The organism is Enterobacter genomosp. S (assembly GCF_001631805.1).
GTDB lineage: Bacteria > Pseudomonadota > Gammaproteobacteria > Enterobacterales > Enterobacteriaceae > Enterobacter > Enterobacter quasihormaechei.
Genome location: NZ_LVVA01000020.1, coordinates 122375 through 146283, shown reverse-complemented (window position 1 = coordinate 146283; position 23909 = coordinate 122375). Strand labels below are relative to the sequence as shown.

20 protein-coding genes and 1 pseudogene are annotated in these 23909 nt (G+C 57.2%); 14 read left to right on the top strand and 7 right to left on the bottom strand.

The genetic code is table 11. From position 1 onward, the window contains the following. The first annotated feature begins 69 nt into the window (after positions 1 to 69). Complete coding sequence (locus A3466_RS15870) at positions 70 to 1761, top strand: methyl-accepting chemotaxis protein (RefSeq protein ID WP_063451368.1); 1692 nt, start codon at positions 70 to 72, stop codon at positions 1759 to 1761. A gap of 41 nt (positions 1762 to 1802) precedes the next feature. Here the strand turns inward: A3466_RS15870 and A3466_RS15865 are convergent, their stop codons facing one another. Next, the gene (locus A3466_RS15865) at positions 1803 to 2726 is read right to left on the bottom strand and encodes a LysR substrate-binding domain-containing protein (protein ID WP_063451367.1); all 924 of its coding nucleotides are present in this window, start codon (positions 2724 to 2726) and stop codon (positions 1803 to 1805) included. A 227-nt stretch (positions 2727 to 2953) separates the two neighbouring features. On the opposite strand from A3466_RS15865, the gene hglS reads away from it, so the two are divergent. Together hglS and A3466_RS15855 are read left to right on the top strand one after the other, a co-directional pair. Continuing rightward, the gene (hglS, locus tag A3466_RS15860; RefSeq protein WP_063451366.1) at positions 2954 to 4297 is read left to right on the top strand and encodes a 2-oxoadipate dioxygenase/decarboxylase HglS; all 1344 of its coding nucleotides are present in this window, start codon (positions 2954 to 2956) and stop codon (positions 4295 to 4297) included. Between the two features lie 42 nt (positions 4298 to 4339). Beyond that, a complete protein-coding gene (locus A3466_RS15855) occupies positions 4340 to 5845 on the top strand; it encodes a carboxylesterase/lipase family protein (protein ID WP_063451365.1) in 1506 nt (501 codons plus the stop codon). Here the strand turns inward: A3466_RS15855 and A3466_RS15850 are convergent. Then, positions 5832 to 6674, bottom strand: coding sequence for a LysR family transcriptional regulator (locus tag A3466_RS15850; RefSeq protein ID WP_063451364.1), 843 nt, complete (start codon positions 6672 to 6674; stop codon positions 5832 to 5834). The genes A3466_RS15855 and A3466_RS15850 overlap by 14 nt on opposite strands. Before the next feature lie 113 nt (positions 6675 to 6787). Between A3466_RS15850 and A3466_RS15845 the strand changes: the two genes are divergently transcribed. The 4 genes from A3466_RS15845 (at position 6788) to rimL (ending at position 11225) form a co-directional block, all read left to right on the top strand. Further along, positions 6788 to 7966, top strand: a complete 1179-nt coding sequence (locus A3466_RS15845; protein WP_063451363.1) for a pyridoxal phosphate-dependent aminotransferase — start codon at positions 6788 to 6790, stop codon at positions 7964 to 7966. 1 nt (position 7967) lies between these two features. Next, positions 7968 to 8741 (top strand): ABC transporter substrate-binding protein, encoded by a 774-nt coding sequence (locus A3466_RS15840; protein ID WP_063451362.1) that lies wholly within the window; start codon positions 7968 to 7970, stop codon positions 8739 to 8741. Positions 8742 to 8970: 229 nt separating this feature from the next. Then, the gene (locus A3466_RS15835; RefSeq protein WP_063451361.1) at positions 8971 to 10626 is read left to right on the top strand and encodes a glucan biosynthesis protein D; all 1656 of its coding nucleotides are present in this window, start codon (positions 8971 to 8973) and stop codon (positions 10624 to 10626) included. A 59-nt stretch (positions 10627 to 10685) separates the two neighbouring features. After that, a complete protein-coding gene (gene rimL / locus A3466_RS15830) occupies positions 10686 to 11225 on the top strand; it encodes a 50S ribosomal protein L7/L12-serine acetyltransferase (protein ID WP_063451360.1) in 540 nt (179 codons plus the stop codon). Here the strand turns inward: rimL and ydcK are convergent. Then, positions 11220 to 12200 (bottom strand): annotated as a pseudogene (gene ydcK, locus A3466_RS15825) (YdcK family protein). The gene rimL and the pseudogene ydcK sit on opposite strands and share 6 nt — an antisense overlap. A 121-nt stretch (positions 12201 to 12321) precedes the next feature. On the opposite strand from ydcK, the gene tehA reads away from it, so the two are divergent. Both tehA and tehB read left to right on the top strand, forming a co-directional pair. Further along, positions 12322 to 13320 (top strand): dicarboxylate transporter/tellurite-resistance protein TehA, encoded by a 999-nt coding sequence (gene tehA / locus A3466_RS15820; protein ID WP_063451359.1) that lies wholly within the window; start codon positions 12322 to 12324, stop codon positions 13318 to 13320. Further along, entirely contained in the window at positions 13317 to 13910 is a 594-nt protein-coding gene (gene tehB, locus A3466_RS15815; RefSeq protein ID WP_063451358.1) for a tellurite resistance methyltransferase TehB, read from the top strand. Before tehA ends, tehB begins: the two co-directional genes overlap by 4 nt. Here the strand turns inward: tehB and pepT are convergent. Then, a complete protein-coding gene (pepT, locus tag A3466_RS15810; protein ID WP_063451357.1) occupies positions 13907 to 15136 on the bottom strand; it encodes a peptidase T in 1230 nt (409 codons plus the stop codon). The two genes, tehB and pepT, sit on opposite strands and share 4 nt — an antisense overlap. Before the next feature lie 111 nt (positions 15137 to 15247). Here pepT and A3466_RS15805 point away from each other — a divergent pair, with 111 nt between their 5' ends. Next, on the top strand, positions 15248 to 16843 hold the full coding sequence (locus tag A3466_RS15805; protein WP_063451356.1) for an ABC transporter substrate-binding protein: 1596 nt from the start codon (positions 15248 to 15250) through the stop codon (positions 16841 to 16843). Positions 16844 to 16978: 135 nt separating this feature from the next. Further along, the gene (locus A3466_RS15800) at positions 16979 to 17653 is read left to right on the top strand and encodes a DUF3313 domain-containing protein (RefSeq protein ID WP_063451355.1); all 675 of its coding nucleotides are present in this window, start codon (positions 16979 to 16981) and stop codon (positions 17651 to 17653) included. Between the two features lie 33 nt (positions 17654 to 17686). Here the strand turns inward: A3466_RS15800 and A3466_RS15795 are convergent, their stop codons facing one another. Then, positions 17687 to 18583, bottom strand: coding sequence for a DMT family transporter (locus A3466_RS15795; RefSeq protein WP_063451354.1), 897 nt, complete (start codon positions 18581 to 18583; stop codon positions 17687 to 17689). 174 nt (positions 18584 to 18757) lie between these two features. On the opposite strand from A3466_RS15795, the gene A3466_RS15790 reads away from it, so the two are divergent. Continuing rightward, the gene (locus tag A3466_RS15790; RefSeq protein WP_063451353.1) at positions 18758 to 19630 is read left to right on the top strand and encodes a helix-turn-helix domain-containing protein; all 873 of its coding nucleotides are present in this window, start codon (positions 18758 to 18760) and stop codon (positions 19628 to 19630) included. Here A3466_RS15790 and A3466_RS15785 read toward each other — a convergent pair. Beyond that, entirely contained in the window at positions 19610 to 20776 is a 1167-nt protein-coding gene (locus A3466_RS15785; RefSeq protein ID WP_063451352.1) for a benzoate/H(+) symporter BenE family transporter, read from the bottom strand. The two genes, A3466_RS15790 and A3466_RS15785, sit on opposite strands and share 21 nt — an antisense overlap. A gap of 91 nt (positions 20777 to 20867) precedes the next feature. On the opposite strand from A3466_RS15785, the gene A3466_RS15780 reads away from it, so the two are divergent. Together A3466_RS15780 and A3466_RS15775 are read left to right on the top strand one after the other, a co-directional pair. Next, the gene (locus A3466_RS15780; RefSeq protein ID WP_063451351.1) at positions 20868 to 21395 is read left to right on the top strand and encodes a helix-turn-helix domain-containing protein; all 528 of its coding nucleotides are present in this window, start codon (positions 20868 to 20870) and stop codon (positions 21393 to 21395) included. Positions 21396 to 21475: 80 nt separating this feature from the next. After that, a complete protein-coding gene (locus A3466_RS15775) occupies positions 21476 to 23440 on the top strand; it encodes a peptidase U32 family protein (protein WP_063451350.1) in 1965 nt (654 codons plus the stop codon). Here the strand turns inward: A3466_RS15775 and A3466_RS15770 are convergent. Beyond that, positions 23437 to 23670: a DUF2554 family protein gene (locus tag A3466_RS15770; protein ID WP_063451349.1), complete on the bottom strand. Its 234-nt coding sequence runs from the start codon at positions 23668 to 23670 to the stop codon at positions 23437 to 23439. The genes A3466_RS15775 and A3466_RS15770 overlap by 4 nt on opposite strands. Positions 23671 to 23909 lie beyond the last annotated feature (239 nt).

The following is a 23909-nucleotide window of genomic DNA, read 5'->3' as shown; positions in this document are numbered from 1 at the left end:
CCCGTCCGTGCCGATGACTCTTTTACAGGCGTGTTTTTACGCATCTTACCTATAAGAGAGTTGACGGTCATGGACAACACAACATCGATGCAGACGCAGCACAAGCTTGGTTTCTTGCATCACATCCGGCTGGTTCCGCTGTTTTCCTCCATTCTCGGTGGCATTATTCTCCTGTTTGCATTGAGCTCGGGTCTGGCAGGGTATTTCCTGCTCCAGGCCGATAACGATCAGCAGGATGTCACGGCAGAAATCCAGGTGCGCACCGGTCTGTCAAACAGTTCTAACCATTTACGCACGGCCCGTATCAACATGATCCACGCGGGGGCCGCGAGCCGTATTGCCGAAATGGAAGCGATGAAGCAAAACATCGCTGAGGCCGAAACCCGCCTCAAACAGTCGCAGGATGGATTTGCTGCCTATATGAAGCGCTCCGTTCGCACCCCGGCTGATGAAGCGCTGGATGGCGATCTGCAAGCCCGCTACGACGCCTACATTGCCGGCATGCAGCCGATGCTGAAATATGCCAAAAACGGCATGTTTGAAGCCATTATCAACCACGAAAATGAGACCGCGCGTCCGCTGGACGATGCCTATAACGCAGTGCTGCTGAAGGCGATTAAAATCCGCACCGAACGCGCGAACGCCCTGACGGCGCAGGCTCACACCCGCACCCGGCTGGGGCTGATATTTATGTTCGGCGCTTTCGGCCTGGCGCTGGCACTGGCCGTCATCACCTTCGTGGTGCTGCGCCGCACGGTGATTAGCCCGCTCCAGCGCGCCGCTGCGCGTATCGAAAATATCGCAAAAGGTGATTTGACCCTGCCGGACGAACCGACCGGGCGCAGTGAAATTGGCCGCCTGACGCGCGATCTGCAAACGATGCAGCACGCGCTGGTTACCACCGTGGGCACCGTGCGGCAGGGGGCGGAGGAGATCTACCGGGGAACCAGCGAGATTTCTGCGGGTAACACCGATCTTTCATCCCGTACCGAGCAGCAGGCGGCGGCCATTGAACAGACGGCGGCCAGCATGGAGCAGCTCACCGCGACGGTGAAACAGAACGCCGATAACGCGCATCATGCCAGCAAGCTGGCGGAAGATGCCTCCGGTAAGGCCAGCCGCGGGGGGCAAATGGTCTCCGGCGTGGTCAAAACCATGGGTAATATTTCCACCAGCTCGAAGAAGATCTCCGAAATTACCGCCGTGATTAACAGCATCGCGTTCCAGACCAATATTCTGGCGCTCAACGCGGCGGTCGAGGCGGCGCGTGCGGGTGAACAGGGGCGCGGCTTTGCGGTTGTGGCGAGCGAAGTCCGCACGCTGGCAAGCCGCAGCGCGAACGCGGCGAAAGAGATTGAAAGCCTGATTAATGAATCGGTGTCACTTATCGATCAGGGCTCGGGGGAGGTGGTTGCGGCGGGCAATACCATGAATGAGATTGTCGAGGCGGTGAAACGCGTCACCGATATCATGCTCGAGATTGCGGCGGCGTCCGATGAGCAGAGCCGCGGTATTGTTCAGGTGAGCCAGGCGATTTCCGAAATGGATAAAGTGACGCAGCAAAATGCCTCGCTGGTGGAAGAAGCCTCTGCGGCGGCGGCCTCGCTCGAAGAGCAGGGCGCACGCCTGACGCAAGCCGTTGGTGCGTTTCGTCTCAACGGGACGCGCGCAGGACGGGCCACCGTGGCTGCATCCGCAGTCAAGCCCGCGCCCTTAACCCCGGCGGCGGCGGTTTCAGGTGATCACTGGGAAACGTTCTGAATAAAACAGACCCGCCCTCGCGGCGGGTCCTGCGTTTACGGTCAGAGAGGCATTGATTTACGAATGGCGCTTAGCAGCGCCTGGGCGCCTTCAGAGAGCGGGGCATCTACCCGCGTCAGGATCCCAATCGGTTCACCCGCCCCGGGGGATGTGACCGGCAGCGCCGTGAGCACACCGCGTCGCAGATCGTCCTTCACCGCGCCGGACGGCACAAACCACACGTAGTCATAATCCACCGTCAGCTGGCGCGAAAGCGACGCGGAAAGCGTTTCAATACATCCTGACGGCAGCGTGCAGCCCTGCATTTGCAGCAATGCTTCCGCATTCTGACGAGGAACGGTTCCTTTCGGTGAAACCACCACCGGCCACTCCATTACGCGGCTTAGGGTGACGGTATCCTGCAACAGGGGATGATTCGGACGCACCACCAGCTTCAGTGATTCCAGGAACAACAGTTCGTAATTAAGACCGCTCATCAGTTCGGGATCGGACATTCGACCAATGCCCAGATCCAGCTCCCCTGACTTCAGACCCGCCAGCAGCATGGTATTATTCATGGTCGCGACCTGAAGCGTGGCATGCTTCTGCTGACGGTGGAACTGGCCGATCGCCGCAGGCAGTATACCCAGCGCCGCCGTCGGCAGCGCGCCCACGCGCACGATATCGCTGGCCGGCTCCTCTTTACGATTTAACGCCTGACCAGCGGTATTGAGTGCGTCAAGAACTTTAACGGCGTGCGTCAGGAACTGTTCACCCACCAGGGTAAGCTGAGCGCCCAGACGGCCACGATCGAACAGGCGCGTTCCGGTAAGCTGTTCCAGTTCGTTCAGCGTTTTGGAGAGTGCAGGCTGACTGAGGTTAAGGGTTTCAGCCGCTCGCCCCAGCGTTCCCTGTTGAGCGACGGCCACAAAAGTATGCAAATGGCGCAAGCGTATGCGCTGACTGAACAGACCATTTTTTTCCATAGGCGATGTTAAAAACAGAGCGACGCGGGTGACAAGTTAAGATGTTTGAATTTGATAACCTGATAGCAAAATATTTTTAACATTTGATCTGTTTGAGTTACAACTGTTTTTCGAAATCGTCCACGCGTTGACCACTCGTCTGCCTGGATCACAATTTCTAAATTCTTCCCAACGAAAGGAACGGGCTTCTCTACACTCCAGGTAGTATTCACTGGAGGCATGACATCATGGCGAACACCATCACGGCTGATGATATTCGGGAACACTTTTCGCAGGCTATGTCGGCGATGTACCAGCAGGAAGTTCCACAGTACGGCACCTTGCTGGAACTGGTGGCGGACGTTAACCTGGCGGTTCTGGAAAATAACCCCCTTTTACACGAACAACTGGCAAACGCAGACGAACTGGCGCGCCTGAATGTTGAACGTCACGGTGCGATCCGCGTTGGCACCGCGCAGGAGCTTTCCACCCTGCGCCGGATCTTCGCCATTATGGGCATGCACCCGGTCAGCTATTACGATCTCTCCCAGGCGGGCGTGCCCGTCCACTCGACGGCGTTTCGTCCCACGGACGATGCGGCGCTCTGCCGTAATCCGTTTCGCATTTTTACCTCCCTGCTGCGCCTGGAGCTGATTGAAAACGTTGCGCTGCGCGAAAAGGCGGCGGAGATCCTCTCCCGACGCAATATCTTTACGCCGCGCTGCCTTGAACTGATCGACCTGCATGATGCGCAGGGACACTTTACCGGGGCGCAGGCGCGTGAATTTGTGCAGGAAGCCTTAGAAACCTTCCGCTGGCATCGCCATGCAACGGTGGATCGGGAAACCTATCTGGCGCTGAGCAACGAACATCGCCTGATCGCCGACGTGGTCTGTTTCCCGGGGTGCCATATCAACCATCTTACGCCGCGCACGCTGGATATCGACCGGGTGCAGGAGCTGATGCCGAAGTACGGCATTGAGCCAAAAATTCTGATTGAAGGCCCACCGCGTCGCGAGGTGCCGATCCTCCTGCGCCAGACCAGCTTCAAGGCGCTGGAAGAGCCGGTGCTTTTCGCGGGAGAAGACCAGGGCACTCATACCGCGCGTTTCGGTGAAATTGAGCAGCGCGGCGTGGCGCTTACGCCAAAAGGACGCGAGCTGTACGACAGCCTGCTAAACCAGGCCGGGACCGGCAAAGACAACCTGACCCACCAGCTTCATCTGCGCGAGATCTTCAGCGCCTTCCCGGACAGCGAAATGTTTCTGCGTCGTCAGGAGCTGGCCTATTTCCGCTACCGTCTGACCCCGACGGGAGAGGCGCATCGCCACGCGTTTCGTCCGGGCGACGATCCGCAGCCGCTGATCGAGCGCGGCTGGGTTGTGGCGCAGCCGATCACCTATGAAGATTTTCTGCCCGTCAGCGCGGCGGGGATATTTCAGTCGAATCTCGGAAATGAAACGCAGGCGCGCAGCCACGGCAATGCCAGCCGCCAGGCCTTCGAAGCCGCGCTCGGCTGTGCGGTACACGACGAGCTTTCCCTTTACCACGAGGCGGAAGTGCGCAGCAAACAGCGTTGCGGTTTGCTCTGAAACCGTTACTCTGCTGGGGTGTGATGGAAAAAGAAGGTTGTTATGGAAAATCCCTCCGCCCCTGTGGTTGAAACGCGCCAGGGCGCACTGATTGGTTTTACTGAAGACGATACGCACGTGTGGTGCGGCATTCCCTATGCGGCCCCGCCGGTAGGTTCCCTGCGCTGGCGCTCCCCGCGTCCTCCCGCGCGCTGGGACGGCGTGCGCCCGGCGACGGCGTTCTCCGCCTCCAGCTGGCAGAGCGGCGAAAGCTGCCAGGAGCTGGGCGGCGGCGATCCCGGCCAGTTCTCCGAAGATTGCCTGTACCTTAACGTCTGGTCGCCGATCGCGCGCGCCGCGCCGCTTCCGGTGATGGTCTGGCTGCACGGTGGGGGATTTACCCTCGGTGCGGGTGGTCTGCCTCCGTATAACGGCAGGGCGCTGGCAAAGCGCGGCGCGGTGGTAGTGACGATAAATTACCGTCTTGGGCACCTCGGTTTTTTTGCCCATCCGGCGCTGGAGGGTGAAGAAGAGCGCGTAGTGCATAACTTTGCGTTGCTCGATCAAATCCAGGCCCTGGAATGGGTGCGCGATAATATTGCCGCGTTCGGCGGCGATCCCGATAACGTCACGGTATTTGGCGAGTCGGCCGGGGCGCGCAGCGTGCTTTCGCTGATGGCGTCCCCGCTTGCGGGAGGGCTGTTCCATAAAGCCATTGTGCAAAGCGGGTACACGCTGCCGGACACCCCGCGCGAGCAGGCCATGCGTAAAGGCGAAGCGATTGCCGCGCATTTCGGCCTTGAAAATGCCACCGCAGAACAGCTTCGCGCGATCCCGCCGGAGGCGTTCTGGCCGCTGACCTCGCCGCTAAATATCGCGCCTGCGCCCATCGTGGGCGACTGCGTTTTGCCTGAAGCCATGCTCGACGTCTTCTTCGCGGCCCGTCAACATCCTGTGCCGGTGATGATTGGGTCGAACAGCGACGAAGCCAGCGTGATGTCGGTGTTCGGCGTCGATCTGGCCGGGCAGATCCAGAAGCTCCGCCGCGAGCGGCGCTTTGGCCTGGGGCTGATCAAGCTGCTTTATCCGGGCGTGAAGGGCGATGAGGAGCTCGGCAGGCAGGTGTGCCGCGACATGGCGTTTACCACCATGGGCTACGTGGTGATGCAGGCGCAGCAGCGAGCGGGCGGCCTGTGCTGGCGATACTGGTTTGATTATGTGGCCGAAGCGGAGCACGCGACGTACATCAACGGCGCATGGCACGGCAACGAAGTGCCTTACGTGTTCGATACCCTCGGACAGGTTGAGCCCTCGCGACAGTACGTGAACGAACGCGATCTGACCTTCGCGGCTCGGGTGGCGGACTACTGGGTGAGCTTCGCTCGGGACGCGGGGAAACGTGACAGCCTGCCGGGGCCGACGCGCTGGCCCGCCTGCCGGAAAGGGCGGGACGTGCTGTTACGTATCGGCGTGAATAAACATGCAGGTTTTCGGCTTGAAAATCGCTTCATGCGTGCCCGTATGAGCCTCTTCAAACGGGTGATGAAACACCACGTCAGCCTCGACTGAGCAGACAGGCACGAAACGCATCCAGCCCGTTCTCCGGGCCGGGTGCGTCGCGGAATACCAGCCGGTAGCTCGCCCCCGTCCTTATGCTCGTATCGTAAGGCCGCATCAGCCGTCCGGTGCGCACGTCCTCCTCCACCAGCGTTTCATCCGCTATGGCGATGCCCAGCCCCTGAATAGCGGCGGTAATAGCCAAATCCATCGTCTCGAAGTGTTGATTTTTGAGCATAGCTGGCGCCGGGCGCGGCTGTTTCGCCAGCCACAGCGTCCAGTCCGTTTTGTCCCGCGTCGGGTGCAGGAAGGTGAGTGTTTCCAGCGCAGAACCGGCCCGAAGCGGGCTCATTACCGGCGTTAAGGCCTCTTCGAACAGCAGATCGCCGGCGCTCATGTGCGTCCCGAACACAATCGCTGCATCATAGGATTCGGTTTTGAAATTGACGTTATGATCGGTGGTGGTGGTCAGCGCAATTTGTAGATCCGGCTGTTCACGCTCCACCTGTAGCAGCCGCGGCACCAGCCAGCGCATCGCGCAGGTTGGCGCTTTCAGGCGGATCACGGTCTGGTGCGTCCGCGCCTGCTCGGCAACGTTTAGCAGGTGCTCAAACGCAGATTGCAGCTCCGGCAGCAGGGCGCTTCCCTGTGATGAGAGACGCAGGCCGCGGGCGTGGCGTTCAAACATCGGGAAGCCGAACCAGTTTTCCAGCGCGGCGATTTTACGGCTTACCGCCCCCTGCGTCAGACAAAGCTCCTTCGCGGCATGGGTCAGATTCAGGTGACGCGCGGTCACTAAAAAAGTCTCTACGGCATTAAGCGGAAATGAACGACGCGACATATCTCACCTTAGCTATGCGTTTTTGTCATGGCTATTATGACAACAATTCGATTGTCCCGACAGTGAAGTTGTTGTTTGAATAGTTATGCATTCACCATGAGAAGGGACAGAGGATGACTTTGAAAACGCCGGTGCAGACACGCTCCAAATTGCCGGATGTGGGAACCACCATTTTTACCGTTATCGGCCAGCTTTCTGCCCAGCATAACGCGATCAACCTTTCTCAGGGTGCGCCGAATTTTTCCTGCGACCCAAAACTGATCTCCGGCGTGACCCGCGCCATGGAGGCAGGGCATAACCAGTACGCGTCCATGACCGGGCTACAGCCACTCAAGGCGCGCATCGCGGACAAAATTGCCACACTCTACGGCACGCACTATGATCCGGCCAGTGAAGTGCTGGTGACCGCCAGCGCCAGCGAGGGGCTTTACTCGGCCATCAGCGGGCTGGTTCATCCTGGCGATGAGGTGATCTATTTCGAACCCTCCTTTGACAGCTATGCGCCGATTGTCCGTCTGCAAGGGGCGACGCCGATCGCCATTAAGCTGACGGTACCGGATTTTGCCGTAAACTGGGACGACGTGCGGGCGGCCATCACCCCGCGCACGCGGATGATCATCGTCAACACGCCGCACAACCCGAGCGGACAGGTGTTTTCGGCCGCCGATCTGCACCAGCTGGCGGCGCTGACGCGCCACACCGACATCATCATTTTGTCTGACGAAGTGTATGAGCACGTCGTTTTTGACGGCGAGCCACACCACGGAATGGCGACGCACCCGCAGCTGGCGGAGCGCAGCGTGATAATTTCTTCCTTCGGAAAAACCTATCACGTGACCGGCTGGCGCGTGGGTTATTGTGTGGCGCCCGCGGAGCTGATGGATGAGATATGTAAGGTCCATCAATTTTTAATGTTCTCTGCCGATACGCCAATGCAGTACGCGTTTGCAGAACATATGGCCGATCCGCAAACCTGGCTGTCGCTGGCGGCGTTTTATCAGCGCAAGCGCGATCTGCTGCAAAACCTGCTGGCCGACTCGCCCTTTACGCTGCTGCCGAGCAAAGGGTCGTTTTTCCTGCTGGCTGATTACAGCGGCTTCAGCGATGAGCGCGACAGCGAGATGGTGAAAAGGCTGATTGTCGAGTGCGGGGTTGCCACTATTCCGCTGTCGGCGTTTTATGCCGATGGCACGGACAATAAACTGATTCGTCTCTCTTTTGCGAAAGATGAGGCGACGTTACGGGCAGGTGCCCAGGCCCTGTGTCGGATTACACCACGTTCAGGAGTTTAAAATGAAATTACGCGCGTTAGTTGTCGGCATGGGGCTGCTGTGTTCATTTTCGTCAATCGCCGCCACCGAGTTGCGGTACGGTCTGGAGGCGGAATATCCGCCGTTTGAAAGCCGCAATGCGTCAGGGGAGCTGGAAGGCTTTGACGTAGAGCTGGGAAATGCCATCTGCAAAGCCGCCGCGCTGAAGTGCAGCTGGGTGGAAACCTCGTTTGATGCGCTGATCCCCGGTTTGATGGCGAAAAAGTTCGACGCGATTAACTCGGCAATGAACATCACCGAGCAGCGTCGCAAGAGCATTGATTTTACCCAGCCCATCTATCGCATTCCCTCCCAGCTGGTGGGCAAAGCCGGCTCTGGGGTAGAGGCCACGCCGGAAGGGCTGAAGGGCAAAACCATCGGTGTTCTCCAGGGGTCAATTCAGGAAACCTACGCCAAAGAGCACTGGGAAAAGCACGGTGTCACCGTGGTGTCTTATAAAGATCAGAATATGGCGTGGGGAGACTTGCTGAATGGCCGCATCGACGCCTCGCTGGTCATGTCGGCGGCCGGGCAGGCGGGTTTCCTCAGCAAACCGCAGGGTAAAGGGTTTGGCTTTATCGGCAAACCGGGGTCAGACGACACGATCCTCGGCAGTGGTATCGGTTTTGGGCTGCGTAAGGGGGATGAGGCCACCAAAAAGCAGCTTGATGCCGCCATTGATAAAGTACGTGCCGATGGAACGATCGCTAAACTGGCTGATAAGTACTTCCCGGGTATTAATGTCAGCGTAAAATAACCGCCTCGTTGGTCCCGGCTGTCGATGTCCAGCCGGGACATTTTATACATAACTTTACCCCTTTTTCAGGCCGTTCTGGTCGACAGAAAATATTTCTCGGTTTGTTCAGATAATCACCCGCCAACAATTGGATTCTTAACCGTTTTTGTTTAGGCTGTGCGTTCTTTCTTGCCGTCATTTCGCCGCGTGCGAAACACATTCACACGACCATAAGGACGTTTTCTCAGGCATGAATCGCAGACGTTTTCTCAAAGGTTCCCTGGCAATGGCTGCCCTGAGCGGCACTTCTGGCCTTGCTTCACTGTTTTCCCAGGCGGCGTATGCTGCTGATTCCGATATTGCCGACGGTCAGATCCGCCGCTTTGACTTCTCCGTTCTGCAATCCATGGCGCACGATCTGGCGAAAACCCCGTGGGGCGGCGCGCCGCGCCCGCTGCCGGAAACGCTGGCCACCATGACGCCGCAGGCGTACAACGCCATTCGTTACGATGAGAAGCAGTCGCTGTGGAATAACATTGAAGGTCGTCAGCTGGACGCCCAGTTCTTCCATATGGGGATGGGGTTCCGCCGCCGCGTGCGCATGTTCTCGCTGGATCAAACCACCTCTCAGGCGCGCGAGATCCACTTCCGACCTGAGCTGTTCAGCTACGGCGATACGGGCGTGGATACCCGCCAGCTGGAAGGGCAGAGCGACCTCGGGTTTGCCGGATTCCGCGTGTTTAAAGCCCCCGAGCTGGCGCGACGCGATATCGTTTCGTTCCTGGGCGCGAGCTACTTCCGCGCGGTGGATGATACCTACCAGTACGGCCTTTCCGCGCGTGGCCTGGCGGTGGATACCTTTACCGACACCCCGGAAGAGTTCCCGGACTTCACCTCTTTCTGGTTTGAAACCGTTAAGCCGGGTGATACCACCTTTACCGTTTACGCGCTGCTGGACAGCCCAAGCATTACCGGTGCCTATAAGTTCGTGATCCATTGCGAGAAGAGCCAGGTGATCATGGACGTCGAAAACCACCTCTACGCGCGCAAAGAGATTAAGCAGCTCGGCATCGCGCCGATGACCAGCATGTTTAGCTGCGGCAACAACGAACGCCGCATGTGCGACACCATTCATCCGCAGATCCACGACTCAGACCGTCTGGCGATGTGGCGCGGCAACGGGGAGTGGATCTGCCGACCACTGAACAACCCGCAAAAGCTGCAATTTAACGCTTTTCAGGATAAGAACCCGAAAGGCTTTGGTTTGTTGCAGCTTGACCGTGACTTCTCCCATTATCAGGACGTCATGGGCTGGTATAACAAGCGACCAAGCCTGTGGGTAGAGCCGCGCAATAACTGGGGCAAAGGTTCCATTGCCCTGATGGAGATCCCGACAACCGGCGAGACGCTCGATAACGTGGTCTGCTTCTGGCAGCCGGAGAAGCCGGTGCAAGCGGGCGACGAACTGGACTTCAAATACCGTCTCTACTGGAGCGCGCAGCCACCGGTGCGTTCGCCGCTGGCAAACGTCTACGCGACCCGTACCGGTATGGGAGGCTTCCCGGAGGGCTGGGCGCCGGGCGAAAATTACCCGAAAGTGTGGGCCCGTCGCTTTGCCATTGACTTCGTCGGGGGGGATTTGAAGGCCGCCGCACCGAAGGGCATTGAGCCGGTGATCACGCTGTCCAGCGGTGAAGCAAAGCAGGTGGAGATCCTCTACGTCGAGCCGTTCGACGGCTATCGCATCCTGTTTGACTGGTATCCAACCTCTGACTCTACCGAGCCGGTCGATATGCGCCTGTTCCTGCGCTGTCAGGGCGACGCCATCAGCGAGACCTGGCTGTATCAATACTTCCCGCCAGCGCCGGACAAACGTAACTACGTTGACGACCGGATTATGCGCTAGTCATTTTGGGATTGTGCCGGGTGAGCGTTAGCGCCACCCGGCAATTAATAAGAGGCACTATGTCTTCAGAAATTATCCCCGTTAACCAGGATATCGAGCTTCGCGCCGTCGAAGAACGTTATACCGCCGATCTGCATAACCTCGTGATTAAAAACAAAACCTGGCTGCAAACCGCCTTTGACTGGGCGCAGCATGTCGGCAGCGAAGAGGACACGCGACGCAACGTGCAGAGCAACCAGATGCTGCACGAGCGCGGTTATGCCAAAATGTTCCTGATTTTCATGAACGACGCGCTGGTGGGCGTGCTCTCCTTTAACGCCATCGAGCCGGCGAACAAGGCCGGGTACATTGGCTACTGGCTTGACGAAGCGCATCAGGGGCAGGGCATTCTTTCTCAGGCGCTCCAGGCGTTTATGCGCTATTACGTTGAGCGCGGCGAGATCCGCCGCTTTGTCATTAAGTGTCGCGTAGAAAACCAGAGCAGTAACCGTGTGGCTCAGCGCAACGGTTTTGCGCTGGAAGGATGCCTGCGGGAAGCGGAAATGCTCAATGGCCGCTACGATGACGTGAATCTTTACGCCAGGCTTTTCTCGCTATAGCGCCCCCAGCAGCGGCGTTCGGGTGATCCGCGTGTCGCCGTTGATCACTTTAGATCCCCGGACGTGAATGCTTTCACCCTCAAGCGCCTCGATAACCGCATCGTCTGAAATTTCCACCTGATGCTCAATCAGTACATCACCACTGATACGCGCCCGGCCCTGAATCACGACGTGGTCGTCAATCAGGATCGGCCCGCCGCGCAACCACGCCTCGCCGCCTATCAGCACGTGATGTTTAATAACACAGTTGCCTTCGACGAGGGCGTTTTCCGCAACCTGTGAACTGTACCGCAACGTCGGGATCGCATCGTCCTCTGAACCGGCCAGCAGGCGGGCGTTGCCGTACACTTTGGCGCAGTCGCACACCCAGACGTTATTAAGCGCGTTGCCCTCAAGCATGGCGCGATCGAACACCTCCGCGCGGTGCTCTACAAAGGCCTAGGTCACCATGGCATCGCCGTAAATTTGCGCCTGATGCACAATACGCGACTGGCTGACCGTGGCGCTGTCGTAGATTTGCAGGATCTGCTCGCGGTCGGGCGTAAGCCCTTTGGCTGCGATCACCATGCTGTTATGCAGCACCCGCGCATCACCTGCGATGCGGCATTCCCCGCGCACCGTAGAGTGCTGAATGGTGACGTTGTCACTTATTATCGCGCCGTGACTCACCTCTGCGGCGTCCAGCCAGCTGTTGTCGCTAACGTGTGCGCGGTGGCTTACTATGCAGGGTTGGGTGAGGCGGGCATTACCGGATACTCTGGCACCGGCAAAGACCACGCTGTTTTCATCGTAAATCCAGCACTCCCCGTCCTGTGCGAGGGCGTTCTCATCCTCAACCCAACCGCCTTTTGTCCCGCGGGCAACATCGTTAAAATCCTCCACAGCAACGATCTGTCTGAGGGGCGTTGTGCGCGGCGTGGTCCCGTCCTGCCAGCGCCACAGACGGGTTTCATTGCTAAGCCGATATTTTGTCATCGTCTGATCCCTGATAAGCCTTTCACTAAACGTAGCAAACTTTTGGCTTGTCGAAGTGCTGGCGTCCACACGGGAAACCCCTTAAAATGGCATTTAAAATACATTTTAAACTTTAAAAAAAATGCATAACAAAAACCAACGCGTTCTTAACTTGCCCGCCGGGTACTTTGGCATGGTATTGGGTACCATTGGCATGGGGTTCGCCTGGCGTTATGCCAGCACTGTCTGGCTGGTTACGCGCTGGCCTGGAGAGATCCTGGTGGCGCTGGCCGTGACGATCTGGTTCTTTTTGAGCGTGGCGTTTCTCACCCGTGCGGTACGGTTTCCACACAGCGTGCTGGCAGAGATGCGACATCCGGTGATGAGCAGTTTTGTCAGCCTGTTTCCCGCCACAACGATGCTGGTGGCCATCGGCTTCGTGCCGTGGTACCGCCCACTGTCGCTGGTGTTATTTAGTGTGGGCGTGGTGATCCAGCTTGCGTATGCCGCCTGGCAAAGCGCCGGGCTGTGGCGCGGTAAGCACCCGGGAGAAGCGACAACGCCGGGCCTCTATCTGCCGACGGTGGCGAACAATTTTATTAGCGCGATGGCCTGCGGCGCGCTGGGTTACCACGATGCCGGACTGGTGTTCCTTGGCGCCGGAGTCTTTTCCTGGCTGAGCCTGGAGCCGGTCATTTTGCAGCGCCTGCGCAGCGCCGGCGAACTGCCCGCAGCGCTTCGTACCTCGCTCGGGATCCAGCTTGCGCCAGCCCTGGTGGCCTGTAGCGCCTGGCTTAGCGTCAACGGCGGCGAAGCGGACACCTTCGCCAAAATGCTGTTTGGCTATGGCCTGTTGCAGCTGCTGTTTATGCTGCGTCTGATGCCGTGGTATCTGTCGCAGCCGTTCAACGCGTCGTTCTGGAGCTTCTCGTTCGGGGTCTCGGCGCTGGCGACCACCGGTTTGCATCTTGGGCAAAGCAGCCCGTCAGGGTTCTTTCACGCCCTTGCTGTGCCACTGTTTATTTTCACCAACGTCATCATAGCGATGCTGCTGGTCCGTACTTTTATCTTGCTGATGCAGGGCAAACTTCTGGTGCGCGCTGATAAGGCACTGCTTATGCAATCTGAGGAAAAACAATGACTGTCGATGAAAACTACTTTACCGAGAAATATGGACTGACCCGCACGCACTCAGAAGTGCTACATAGCGCGAATATTGTTAAGCCGGGTAAAACGCTCGATCTCGGTTGCGGAAATGGCCGTAACAGCCTTTACCTGGCTGCCAACGGCTATGACGTGACGGCGTGGGATAAAAACCCGATGAGCATCGATAACATCGAGCGCATTAAGGCGGCGGAAGGGATTACGAATCTGCACACGGCGATTCAGGATCTGAACAGTCTGACCTTTGAAGGCGAATATGACTTTATTCTTTCTACCGTCGTATTGATGTTCCTTGAGGCGAAAACCATCCCTGGTCTTATCGCCAATATGCAGCGCTGCACCAGGCCGGGCGGCTATAACCTGATCGTTGCGGCGATGGATACCGAGGATTATCCGTGTACCGTTGGCTTCCCGTTTGCGTTCAAAACCGGTGAACTGAGCAACTATTACCAGGGCTGGGAGCTGCTCAAGTACAACGAAGAGGTGGGTGAACTCCACCGTACCGATGCCAACGGGAACCGTATCAAGCTGCGCTTCGCCACGATGCTTGCGCGCAAGCCCGCTTAACGCGCGGCCAGCAGACAGAGTTGCAGGGCGGTGCGGTAGGACGCCTCGAACGACGACAGCGGTAAAAACTCAAACTTTGAATGGAAGTTATGGGCGCCGGTAAAGAAGTTCGGGGTGAGCAAGCCTTTGGCTGACAGCGCTGCGCCGTCCGTGCCGCCGCGCATCGGCGTTGGCTTGGGCGCGATGCCGAGCGATTCCATTGCCTCAAACATCAGATCGATGGCGCGGCGATCTTCACCAATCGCGTTGCTGATATTGCTATAGGTGTCCTCAATGCGGACTTCCACGTTTGCCGTAGGGTGCTGCGCAGCTATTTGCGCCGCCACATCGGCAATTTGCTGCTTGCGGGCGGCAAAACCCTCTTTGTCGAAATCACGGATGTTGGCTTTCAGCACCGCTTCGTTTTGCCCGGCCTGGATGCCGTTAAACCAGATGTAGCCCTCGCGCCCTTCGGTGCATTCCGGAGTTTGCTGGCGATCGAACTGGCTGATGAAGTCCGTGGCCATCAGGAGCGGGTTGACCAGCACCCCTTTGGCGGACATCGGGTGGGCCGTTACGCCGGTAAAGCGAATGTCTGCCGCTGCCGCGTTGAAGTTCTCATAAACAATTTCCCCCAGTTCGCAGCAGTCGATGGTCCAGGCAAAATCGACGTCGAAGCGCTTCAAATCCAGCGCTTTCGCACCGCACAGGCCAATCTCCTCGTCAGGCACAAACGCCACCACAATATCGCCATGCTTATGCCCGGGCGTCAGGTTTTCCAGTACCGTCATAACCACGGTGACGGCCGCTTTATTATCTGCGCCTAATACGCTGGTTCCGTCGCTGAAAATAATCTCTTCATTAGGGTAAGCCAGAATTTCCGGGTGCTCTTTGAGGCGCAGCCAGATCCCTTTCTCTTTATTCAGGCAGAGATCTTCACCCCTAAACGTTAATATTTGCGGATGAATATCCGGAGATAAACCGACGTCCACCGTGTCGATATGGGTAATAAAACCAATGCGCGGCGCACCCGCGACATTGCCTTTTTTCACGGCGGTAACGGTAGCGAATTCATCAATCACAATATCGTCCAACCCCAGCTTTTCCAGCTCGTTCGCCAGTTCCCGCGCCATGTCGTGCTGGCCCGGCGTGGAGGGCAACGTTTTCACTTTTGGATCGCTCTGGCTGGTAATGGCGAGATAACGAAAAAAGCGACGGGTTAATTGTCTGGAGAGTTCAGAGCCCATAGTGTTTCCTTCTGTATTTATTTTTCATGTGTTTGCGCCATCACTTTAATGTTATTTATGGAGCGGCAAAAGAAGTAATTAGCCGTCGAATTAAAAAGACAGGAAATAATGATGAAAAGCACATTCACAACGATAACGCTGGCGCTGGCTGCGCTGACGGTCAGTTCCACCGTCGCGGCAAAAACGCTGGTGTATTGCTCTGAAGGATCGCCGGAAAACTTCAATCCTCAGCTATATACCTCGGGAACCAGCGTGGATGCCAGCGCCGTACCGGTTTATAACCGTCTGGTCGATTTCACACCGGGCACCACAGAACTGGTGCCGAGCCTGGCCGAAAGCTGGGAGGTGAGCGAGGATGGCAAGATCTACACCTTCCACCTGCGTAAAGGGTTGAAATTCCACAGTAATAAGCTGTTTACGCCGACGCGCGACTTCAACGCGGATGACGTGATTTTCTCGTTTATGCGCCAGAAGGATGTGAATCATCCTTACCATAACGTCTCGAACGGCAGCTATTCCAACTTTGAAAGCCTGGAGTTTGGCAGCCTGATAACGGCTATCGACAAGGTTGACGAGCACACCGTGCGCTTCACCCTGGCGCACCCGGAAGCGCCGTTTGTGGCTGATCTGGCGTGGTATTTTGCCTCCATTCTGTCGGCGGAATATGCCGATGCCATGCTGAAAGCGGGCACGCCAGACAAGGTCGATATGCAGCCGATTGGCACCGGTCCGTTTAAGCTGGCGCAGTACCAGAAGGATTCCCGCATCCTCTTTACCGCCTTCCCGCAATACTGGCAGGGGAAATCGAAGCTGGATCGTCTGGTGTTCACCATCACGCCGGACGCCTCGGTGCGTTTTGCCAAAGTTGAGAAGAACGAGTGCCAGGTGATGCCGTTCCCGAATCCGGCGGATCTGCCGCGCATGAAAGCTAACAAAGACATTAACCTGATGAGCAAGGCCGGCCTGAATACCGGTTTCCTGGCGTTTAACACGCAAAAGCCGCCGCTGGATAACCTGAAGGTGCGCCAGGCGCTGGCGATGGCAATTAACAAACCCGCCATCATTGACGCGGTGTTCCACGGAACCGGCACGGCGGCGAAAAACCTGCTGCCGCCTGGCGTCTGGAGTGCCGACAGTGCGCTGAAAGACTACGACTACGATCCTGAAAAAGCGAAGGCGCTGCTAAAGGCGGCAGGATTTGCCAACGGCGTCAGCATCGAACTATGGGCAATGCCGGTGCAGCGGCCCTATAACCCGAACGCGAAACGGATGGCTGAAATGATCCAGGCGGACTGGGCGAAAGTAGGCGTACAGACCAAAATCGTGACCTATGAATGGGGCGAATACCTGAAGCGCGTGAAAGGAGGGGAACATCAGGCCGCGCTGATGGGCTGGACAACGGCGACGGGCGATCCGGATAACTTCTTCGGACCGCTGTTTACCTGTACGTCCGCCAACGGCGGGTCGAACTCGGCAAAATGGTGTTATAAGCCCTTTGATAAGCTGATCGCCGAAGCTAAATCGATAACCGATCGCGAAAAACGCGTGGCGCTGTACAAGCAGGCGCAGCAGATGATGCACGATCAAATGCCGTCGGTGATGATTGCCCACTCGACCATTTTTGAGCCAGTCCGTAAAGAGGTCACGGGCTATGAAATCGATCCCTTCGGCAAGCACCTGTTCTGGCAAGTGGAACTGAAAGAGTAATAGTTATACTGCCCGGTTTCAGCCGGGCACTATTTTCGCTATATGTGCTGTCTTCGTCATTTTTTGCCACACCACGTTCCCTCCTTTTTTGTTATAACTTCAAGTGCATACTTGCAAATAACATGGAATACCATCATGCGTACTCAGACTTTTTTTAAAGTTGCAGTGCTTTCTGGCCTGTTGGCCCTTTCAGGCTGTGCGTCAAAAGTCGCAGCCCCCGAGCAGTATTCAGGTTTTTTAAAAGATTACTCAGGCTTGCAGGAGATGACATCTGCAACCGGGAAGCCAACTCTGCGTTGGGTTGATCCTTCCTACAATGAGGCCAATTACGACAGCATTATCTGGACGCCGATTACCTATTATCCGGCGCCAAAACCGACCACTCAGCTTGGGCAAAAAACGCTTGATGAGGTGTTGAGTTATACCAATACCAAACTGAAAACCGCGATTGGCCAGCGTAAGCCGATTGTCACGACGCCAGGCAAACATAGCCTGATCTTCCGTGGCGCCATCACCGGTGTGAGCTCGGACAAAGAAGGTTTGCAGTTCTATGAAGTGGTTCCTGTCGCGCTGCTGGTTGCGGGAACGCAGATGGCAACCGGCCATCGCACCATGGATACGCATCTGTTCTTTGAAGGCGAGCTGATCGATGCGGCCACCAACAAGCCGGTAATTAAAGTTGTTCGTAAAGGTCAAGGTGAAGAGCTGGCAAACGAAAATACGCCGATAGGCTTTGCCACGCTTAAACAGGTTGTGGATGACATGGCGACGGATGCCACCATGTTTGATGTTCATCAGACTGCAAAATAACAGAAACGGCCTGCATCTTCGCAGGCCTTTTTTTTATGCCGTCCGCAGGCGTCGGAGCCAGGTTTCCGGTTTGGTAAACATCACCATATTTCCCCCCAGTATCAGCAACAGGCCGACGATTCCGTTGAGATGCCATACGTAGCCCTCGTAGATTGTTGAAATCGACAGGGCCACCAGCGGGAACAGCAGGGTGCTGTACGCGGCTTTACCGGGACCAATGCGGCCCACCAGCGTAAAGTAGGCTCCGAAGGCAATTACCGAGCCAAACAGCGCAAGATACAGCAACGCCCCCATATAGCTCACCGTCCATTCCGGCATAAAGCTATCGCCCCTGAAGAGAGCGATAAGGCCCATCACGACGGTGCCATACAGCATCGCCCAGGCATTGGTGGTCATGGTTTCCAGCCCGTTGCGCTGATGGCGCATGCTGATCATATTGCCCAGCGAGAAGCCGTAGGTGCCGAGGGCGGAAAGTCCAATGCCGGTCAGCAACGACGCGCTCCAGCCGCTGGCGAGCAGATCGTTCCAGAACAGGGTGATGATCCCGATAAGCCCCAGCGCTGCCGCCGTCCAGAAGCGTGCGGGCGGGCGCTGGCCGAAGAAGATAAAGCTGTTGATGGCGTTATACAGCACGGCCATCGAGAAGATCACCGACTCAAGGCCGGTATTGATATGGGCGGCGGCGGTGTAAAAGCACCAGAAGTTGAAGCAGAATACGCAGCAGCCCTGAAGCAGGCAGTAGAGGTGATCCCTCAGCGCCAGCCTGCGCAGGCGGCGAAGGGCGAGCAGGACAATCATCATCGTGGCGCTGGCCACGGCGAAGCGCCAGAAAATGGAAACCGGGGCGGGAACCGGCCCCTGTTGCAGAAAAATGGCGATCCAGGTCGTGCCCCAGATAATAACGACCAGCCCATAGAGTAATGCGTTCATGGTTTCTCTCTTCTCATACCGCGAAAAACACCAGTGTGACGAAAGCGCGGGCGTGCGGCTTTCATCGGCTTGCGCCGGACTTGCACATTCTTGCGCTTTTTTCTCACGCGAACGCTGGTAACAGGCTGCAACACTTCATAGACTGACAGTCTGATTAATCACCTGTTTACGGCCATGTCTCTCGTTTACGACACCTTTGAAACGTTACGCCAACAAAATGCGGTGCTGCGGGAAACCGTTGCGCTCAATTCTGGCATTCAACTGGCGGCGTGGTACAACAAGCACGATACGATCACCGTAAAAAGCAACCACCATACGCTCAGCCTGTACGTGGCGGATGGCTATGAAAGCTATCAAAAAACCCCCGGTGGCTGGAAAAATGGCGGCGGGCCGGATCGTTTTTGCCTGATGCCCGAAGAGAGCGAATCCACGTGGGATATTCGCGACGACCTGTCGTTCGTCCATCTCTACTGCACCGATGAACATCTGCGGGACGTGGGGGAGAAAATCTGGGATAAACGTCCGCTATCACTGACGCTGGATGAGAAAATCTTTGGCAGCGATCCGAAAATCACCGCCCTCTATCGCCAGTTTTTGCTGGGCTGCGACTGGCAGCAAAATGCCAACCAGCTCACCCTGAGCACCGCGTCGACCTTACTACTGACGCATTTAGTCCAGCATTATTCCAGCGTACAGTGGAAGTTACCGGTGGTCACCGGCGGGTTATCGCCGTTTGTGCTGCGTAACGTAGTGGCCTTTATCGAGGAAAATCTGGCGCAACCCTTAACGCTGGCGGAGCTGGCGGGTCAGGCAGCACTCAGCGAATATCACTTCGCAAGAATGTTCCGCCAGTCGATGGGGCTGGCGCCGCATCAGTACGTCATGCAGCGCCGCATGGAGAAGGCCAAAGCGCTGGTGCAGCACACCACCACGCCGCTCACCGAGATCGCGCTGGCCTGCGGATTCAACTCCGCCAGCCACTTCAGTAACCGTTTTCGCAGCATGACGGGGATTACGCCGTCACGGTTACGCGCGGCGAAGGCGTGAAAAGACCGCGTAACATAACCCACCCAGCACCAGCCCCCAGAAGGCGGAGCCAATCCCCAGGATCGTGACGCCGCTGGCGGTCATCAGGAAGGTGACGATCGCCGCGTCGCGCTCCGCTTCATGATTCAGCGCCTGATACAGACTGCCGCTAATCGTACCGAGCAGGGCCAGCCCGGCCAGCGTCTGGATCCCGCTCAGCGGCAGGGCGGCCATCAGCCCGGAAATCGAGCCGCCGAAAACCCCCGCCAGCAGATAAAACCCGCCTGCGGCCGCCGCGGCCAGCCAGCGTTTCCCGGCATCCGGGTGGGCGTCCGGGCTCTGGCAAATGGCAGCGGTGATGGCGGCGATGCAGATGGAATAGACGCCGAAGGGGGATAGCATCAGCGCCAGCCCGCCGGTCGCAACGATAAGCGGTGATACCGCCAGCGGATAGCCCGATGCCTGCATGGTGGCGAAGCCGGGCGCATTCTGCGACGCCATGGTCACAAGAAAGAAGGGCAATCCAATGCTTATCAGGCTGGTGAACGTGAACGCAGGGGCAATAAATTCAGGCATGATAACGGATAACGTTACCTTATCTGTGACAACGTCACCTCCAGACCAGGCCGCGAGAATGCCCACCAGCAGCGTGGCGACAATGGCGTACCGGGGAGCCATGGCTTTGGCCACCACCCAGGCGGCCAGCATACTGCCGCAAAGAAAAATGTGTCCCTCAAGGTTGCTGAATGCCTTCAGGCCGAACTGTAACAGCACGCCCGCGAGCATAGCGGCGGCAAGCGAGTGCGGGATCAGCTTCATCAGCCGGGCAAACAGTCCGGTTACGCCGCACAGCAGGATCAGCCCATTTGCAAACATAAATACCCCGATGGTTTCCGCCAGCGTGACGCCATGCAGGCTGGTGGCGAGCAGCGCCGCGCCGGGCGTTGACCAGGCGGTCAGCACCGGCGCCTTGTACCACCACGATAACGCAAGCGTGCTGATCCCCATCCCGAGGCCCAGCGCGGTCATCCATCCGCCGATTTGCTGTGGGGTTGCGCCTGCCGCCGCGGCGGCCTGCCAGATAATGGCGGCAGAGCTGGCATAGCCCACCAGGACGGCAACAAAACCGGCCAAAACGGCAGGAAAAAGAGGGGCTGTCGATCGCATGGGAACTCCGTTGTGCGTTATAACGTCCGGCGTAAGGTATCACTGTGCGCTATAGCGTACAAGTGGTATGCTTCGCACAACGGGAGGAACCATGGATATTACGCAACACCTTGCCACTACACTGAAAGCGCTGCGTCAGGCGCGGGGCTGGAGCCTGTCGAAACTGGCTGAAGAGACGAGCGTGTCGAAAGCGATGCTTGGGCAAATCGAACGCAACGAGTCCAGCCCGACGGTCTCCACCCTGTGGAAAATCGCCACCGGGCTGAACGTACCTTTTTCGGCGTTTATTACCCCAGAGAGCGACCCGCAAGCGGTATTTGATCCGCAGCAGCAGGCGATGGTGGTGAAGCCGCTTTTCCCCTGGGACGACCAGCTCAGGTTTGACCATTTCTCCATCACGCTGTCGCCCGGCGCGCTGAGCGAGTCCACCCCGCACGAAGCCGGGGTGATTGAATACGTGGTGGTGATAAGCGGTGAACTGGAGATGCAGATCGACGGCATCTGGCGGACGATTTATGCTGATTCTGGGGTGCGTTTTGCCGGCGACAAACCGCACGCATACCGCAACAGCAGCGCCCGGACGGTCCATTTTCACTCTCTGATCCATTATCCCCGATAAAGCGTCGCAAAACGGTTTCACTGACAAAGACTTCTGACTACAATAGCCGCCATTTTGACCATAACGGATAACGACGAAGTATGCGCCTGCACTCCCATCATCTTGAACTGCTCAGCCCGGCCCGCGACGCCGCCATTGCCCGTGAAGCCATTCTTCACGGTGCGGATGCCGTCTACATTGGCGGCCCTGGCTTCGGTGCCCGTCATAACGCCAGCAATAGCCTGCGCGATATTGCCGAACTGGTGCCGTTCGCCCACCGTTTCGGGGCGAAGGTGTTCGTGACCCTGAACACCATTCTTCATGATGATGAGCTCGAGCCCGCGCAGCGTCTGATAACCGATCTCTACCAGACCGGCGTTGACGCGCTGATCGTTCAGGATATGGGCGTGCTGGAACTGGATATCCCGCCGATTGAGCTGCACGCCAGCACCCAGTGCGATATCCGCACCGTTGAGAAGGCAAAGTTCCTTTCGGACGTTGGGTTCACACAGATTGTTCTGGCGCGCGAGCTGAACCTGAACCAGATCCGCGATATTCACCAGGCGACCGACGCCACTATTGAATTCTTTATCCACGGTGCGCTGTGCGTGGCGTATTCCGGGCAGTGTAATATCTCTCATGCCCAGACGGGTCGCAGCGCTAACCGGGGCGACTGCTCTCAGGCCTGCCGTCTGCCGTATACCCTCAAAGACGATCAGGGCCGCGTGGTGGCGTTCGAAAAACACCTGCTGTCGATGAAAGATAACGATCAGACGGCGAACCTCGGCGCGCTGATCGACGCCGGCGTGCGCTCCTTCAAAATTGAAGGGCGCTACAAGGACATGAGCTACGTGAAAAATATCACCGCCCATTATCGTCAGATGCTGGATGCCATCATCGACGATCGCGGTGATCTGGCCCGCGCCTCCGCCGGACGTACGGAGCATTTCTTTATTCCGTCCACGGACAAAACCTTCCACCGCGGCAGCACGGATTACTTTGTGAATGCGCGCAAAGGGGACATCGGCGCGTTTGACTCACCAAAGTTTATCGGCCTGCCGGTGGGTGAAGTGCTGAAGGTGGCGAAGGACCATCTAGACGTTCAGGTTACAGAGCCGCTGGCGAACGGCGACGGTCTCAACGTGATGATCAAACGTGAAGTGGTCGGTTTCCGCGCCAACACCGTGGAGAAAACCGGCGAAAACCGCTATCGCGTCTGGCCGAACGAAATGCCTGCCGACCTCTACAAAGCCCGTCCCAACGCGGCGCTGAACCGTAACCTGGACCACAACTGGCAGCAGGCGTTGCTCAAGACCTCCAGCGAGCGCCGCATTGCGGTGGATATCGCGCTGGGAGGCTGGGAAGAGCAGCTGATCCTGACCATGACCTGTGAAGACGGTATCAGCGTGACGCATACCCTCGACGGCATGTTCGAGGTAGCGAACAACGCGGAGAAAGCGCTGAACAGCCTGAAGGACGGCGTGGCGAAGCTGGGTCAGACCATTTATTACGCGCGTAATATTGAGGTGAATCTGCCGGATGCGCTGTTCGTGCCGAACAGCCTGCTGAATCAGTTCCGTCGTGAAACGGCTGAGATGCTGGATGACGCGCGCCTGGCAAACTATCCGCGCGGCAGCCGTAAGGCCGAAGCGGTGCCTGCGCCGGTTTATCCGGACACGCATCTCTCCTTCCTGGCGAACGTTTATAACCACAAAGCGCGTGCGTTTTATCATCGTCACGGCGTACAGCTGATTGACGCCGCGTATGAAGCGCATGAAGAGAAGGGCGACGTGCCGGTGATGATCACCAAACACTGCCTGCGGTTTGCCTTTAACCTCTGCCCGAAGCAGGCGAAAGGCAATATCAAAAGCTGGAAAGCAACGCCGATGCAGCTGGTGAATGGCGACGAAGTGCTGACGCTGAAATTCGACTGCCGTCCGTGTGAAATGCACGTTATCGGTAAGATGAAGAATCACATCTTCAAAATGCCGTCGCCTGGCAGCATTGTGGCCTCCGTCAGCCCTGACGACTTGATGAAAACCCTGCCGAAGCGTAAAGGCAGCTAACCCGGAAAGTGGGTATCGGGTTTGCGCGATTTCAGCCAGGAATGGCGCTCGCGCAACCCCTCCGCAGATTCCTCTGCCTCGCTGCGTAACGCGTCGCTGTCAGCTTCATGACGAAGCTGATGGTCGGCGTTTTTCACATACAGAAATTCATGTCCTTTGTGCTCCGCCATAATCTGCCCTGAGAACAGAGCGCTTATCAGCAGCAGTAGCGACAACCCTTTTCTGAACATCCTTCATCCCCCGAAAATACGCCAGGGTTATCGTAGGGATAATTTCATAGAGTAATTATTTGACTGTTCAAATTTGAGAAAACAGACTGTCAAAATTTGTGATCGCAATACAGCGCACCTGAGACTATTCTTAAAAGCAATATTGACGTTGTAAACTCCCATTTCTGGTATGAAAAGAGCAGCTAGATTTATGGGGAAATCATTTACAATAAGATTTTTCTGGCTAAGGATTGGATCTA

Excerpts from the sequence above, each read along its gene's own strand:
- A3466_RS15865 (WP_063451367.1), bottom strand. The coding sequence starts at position 2,726 with ATGGAAAAAAATGGTCTGTTCAGTCAGCGCATACGCTTGCGCCATTTG.
- rimL (WP_063451360.1), top strand. The coding sequence starts at position 10,686 with ATGTCTTCAGAAATTATCCCCGTTAACCAGGATATCGAGCTTCGCGCC.
- A3466_RS15785 (WP_063451352.1), bottom strand. The coding sequence starts at position 20,776 with ATGCGATCGACAGCCCCTCTTTTTCCTGCCGTTTTGGCCGGTTTTGTT.
- A3466_RS15770 (WP_063451349.1), bottom strand. The coding sequence starts at position 23,670 with ATGTTCAGAAAAGGGTTGTCGCTACTGCTGCTGATAAGCGCTCTGTTC.
- A3466_RS15840 (WP_063451362.1), top strand. The coding sequence starts at position 7,968 with ATGAAATTACGCGCGTTAGTTGTCGGCATGGGGCTGCTGTGTTCATTT.
- A3466_RS15855 (WP_063451365.1), top strand. The coding sequence starts at position 4,340 with ATGGAAAATCCCTCCGCCCCTGTGGTTGAAACGCGCCAGGGCGCACTG.
- hglS (WP_063451366.1), top strand. The coding sequence starts at position 2,954 with ATGGCGAACACCATCACGGCTGATGATATTCGGGAACACTTTTCGCAG.
- tehB (WP_063451358.1), top strand. The coding sequence starts at position 13,317 with ATGACTGTCGATGAAAACTACTTTACCGAGAAATATGGACTGACCCGC.
- tehA (WP_063451359.1), top strand. The coding sequence starts at position 12,322 with ATGCATAACAAAAACCAACGCGTTCTTAACTTGCCCGCCGGGTACTTT.
- A3466_RS15835 (WP_063451361.1), top strand. The coding sequence starts at position 8,971 with ATGAATCGCAGACGTTTTCTCAAAGGTTCCCTGGCAATGGCTGCCCTG.
- A3466_RS15800 (WP_063451355.1), top strand. The coding sequence starts at position 16,979 with ATGCGTACTCAGACTTTTTTTAAAGTTGCAGTGCTTTCTGGCCTGTTG.
- A3466_RS15845 (WP_063451363.1), top strand. The coding sequence starts at position 6,788 with ATGACTTTGAAAACGCCGGTGCAGACACGCTCCAAATTGCCGGATGTG.
- pepT (WP_063451357.1), bottom strand. The coding sequence starts at position 15,136 with ATGGGCTCTGAACTCTCCAGACAATTAACCCGTCGCTTTTTTCGTTAT.
- A3466_RS15805 (WP_063451356.1), top strand. The coding sequence starts at position 15,248 with ATGAAAAGCACATTCACAACGATAACGCTGGCGCTGGCTGCGCTGACG.
- A3466_RS15850 (WP_063451364.1), bottom strand. The coding sequence starts at position 6,674 with ATGTCGCGTCGTTCATTTCCGCTTAATGCCGTAGAGACTTTTTTAGTG.
- A3466_RS15790 (WP_063451353.1), top strand. The coding sequence starts at position 18,758 with ATGTCTCTCGTTTACGACACCTTTGAAACGTTACGCCAACAAAATGCG.
- A3466_RS15775 (WP_063451350.1), top strand. The coding sequence starts at position 21,476 with ATGCGCCTGCACTCCCATCATCTTGAACTGCTCAGCCCGGCCCGCGAC.
- A3466_RS15795 (WP_063451354.1), bottom strand. The coding sequence starts at position 18,583 with ATGAACGCATTACTCTATGGGCTGGTCGTTATTATCTGGGGCACGACC.
- A3466_RS15870 (WP_063451368.1), top strand. The coding sequence starts at position 70 with ATGGACAACACAACATCGATGCAGACGCAGCACAAGCTTGGTTTCTTG.
- A3466_RS15780 (WP_063451351.1), top strand. The coding sequence starts at position 20,868 with ATGGATATTACGCAACACCTTGCCACTACACTGAAAGCGCTGCGTCAG.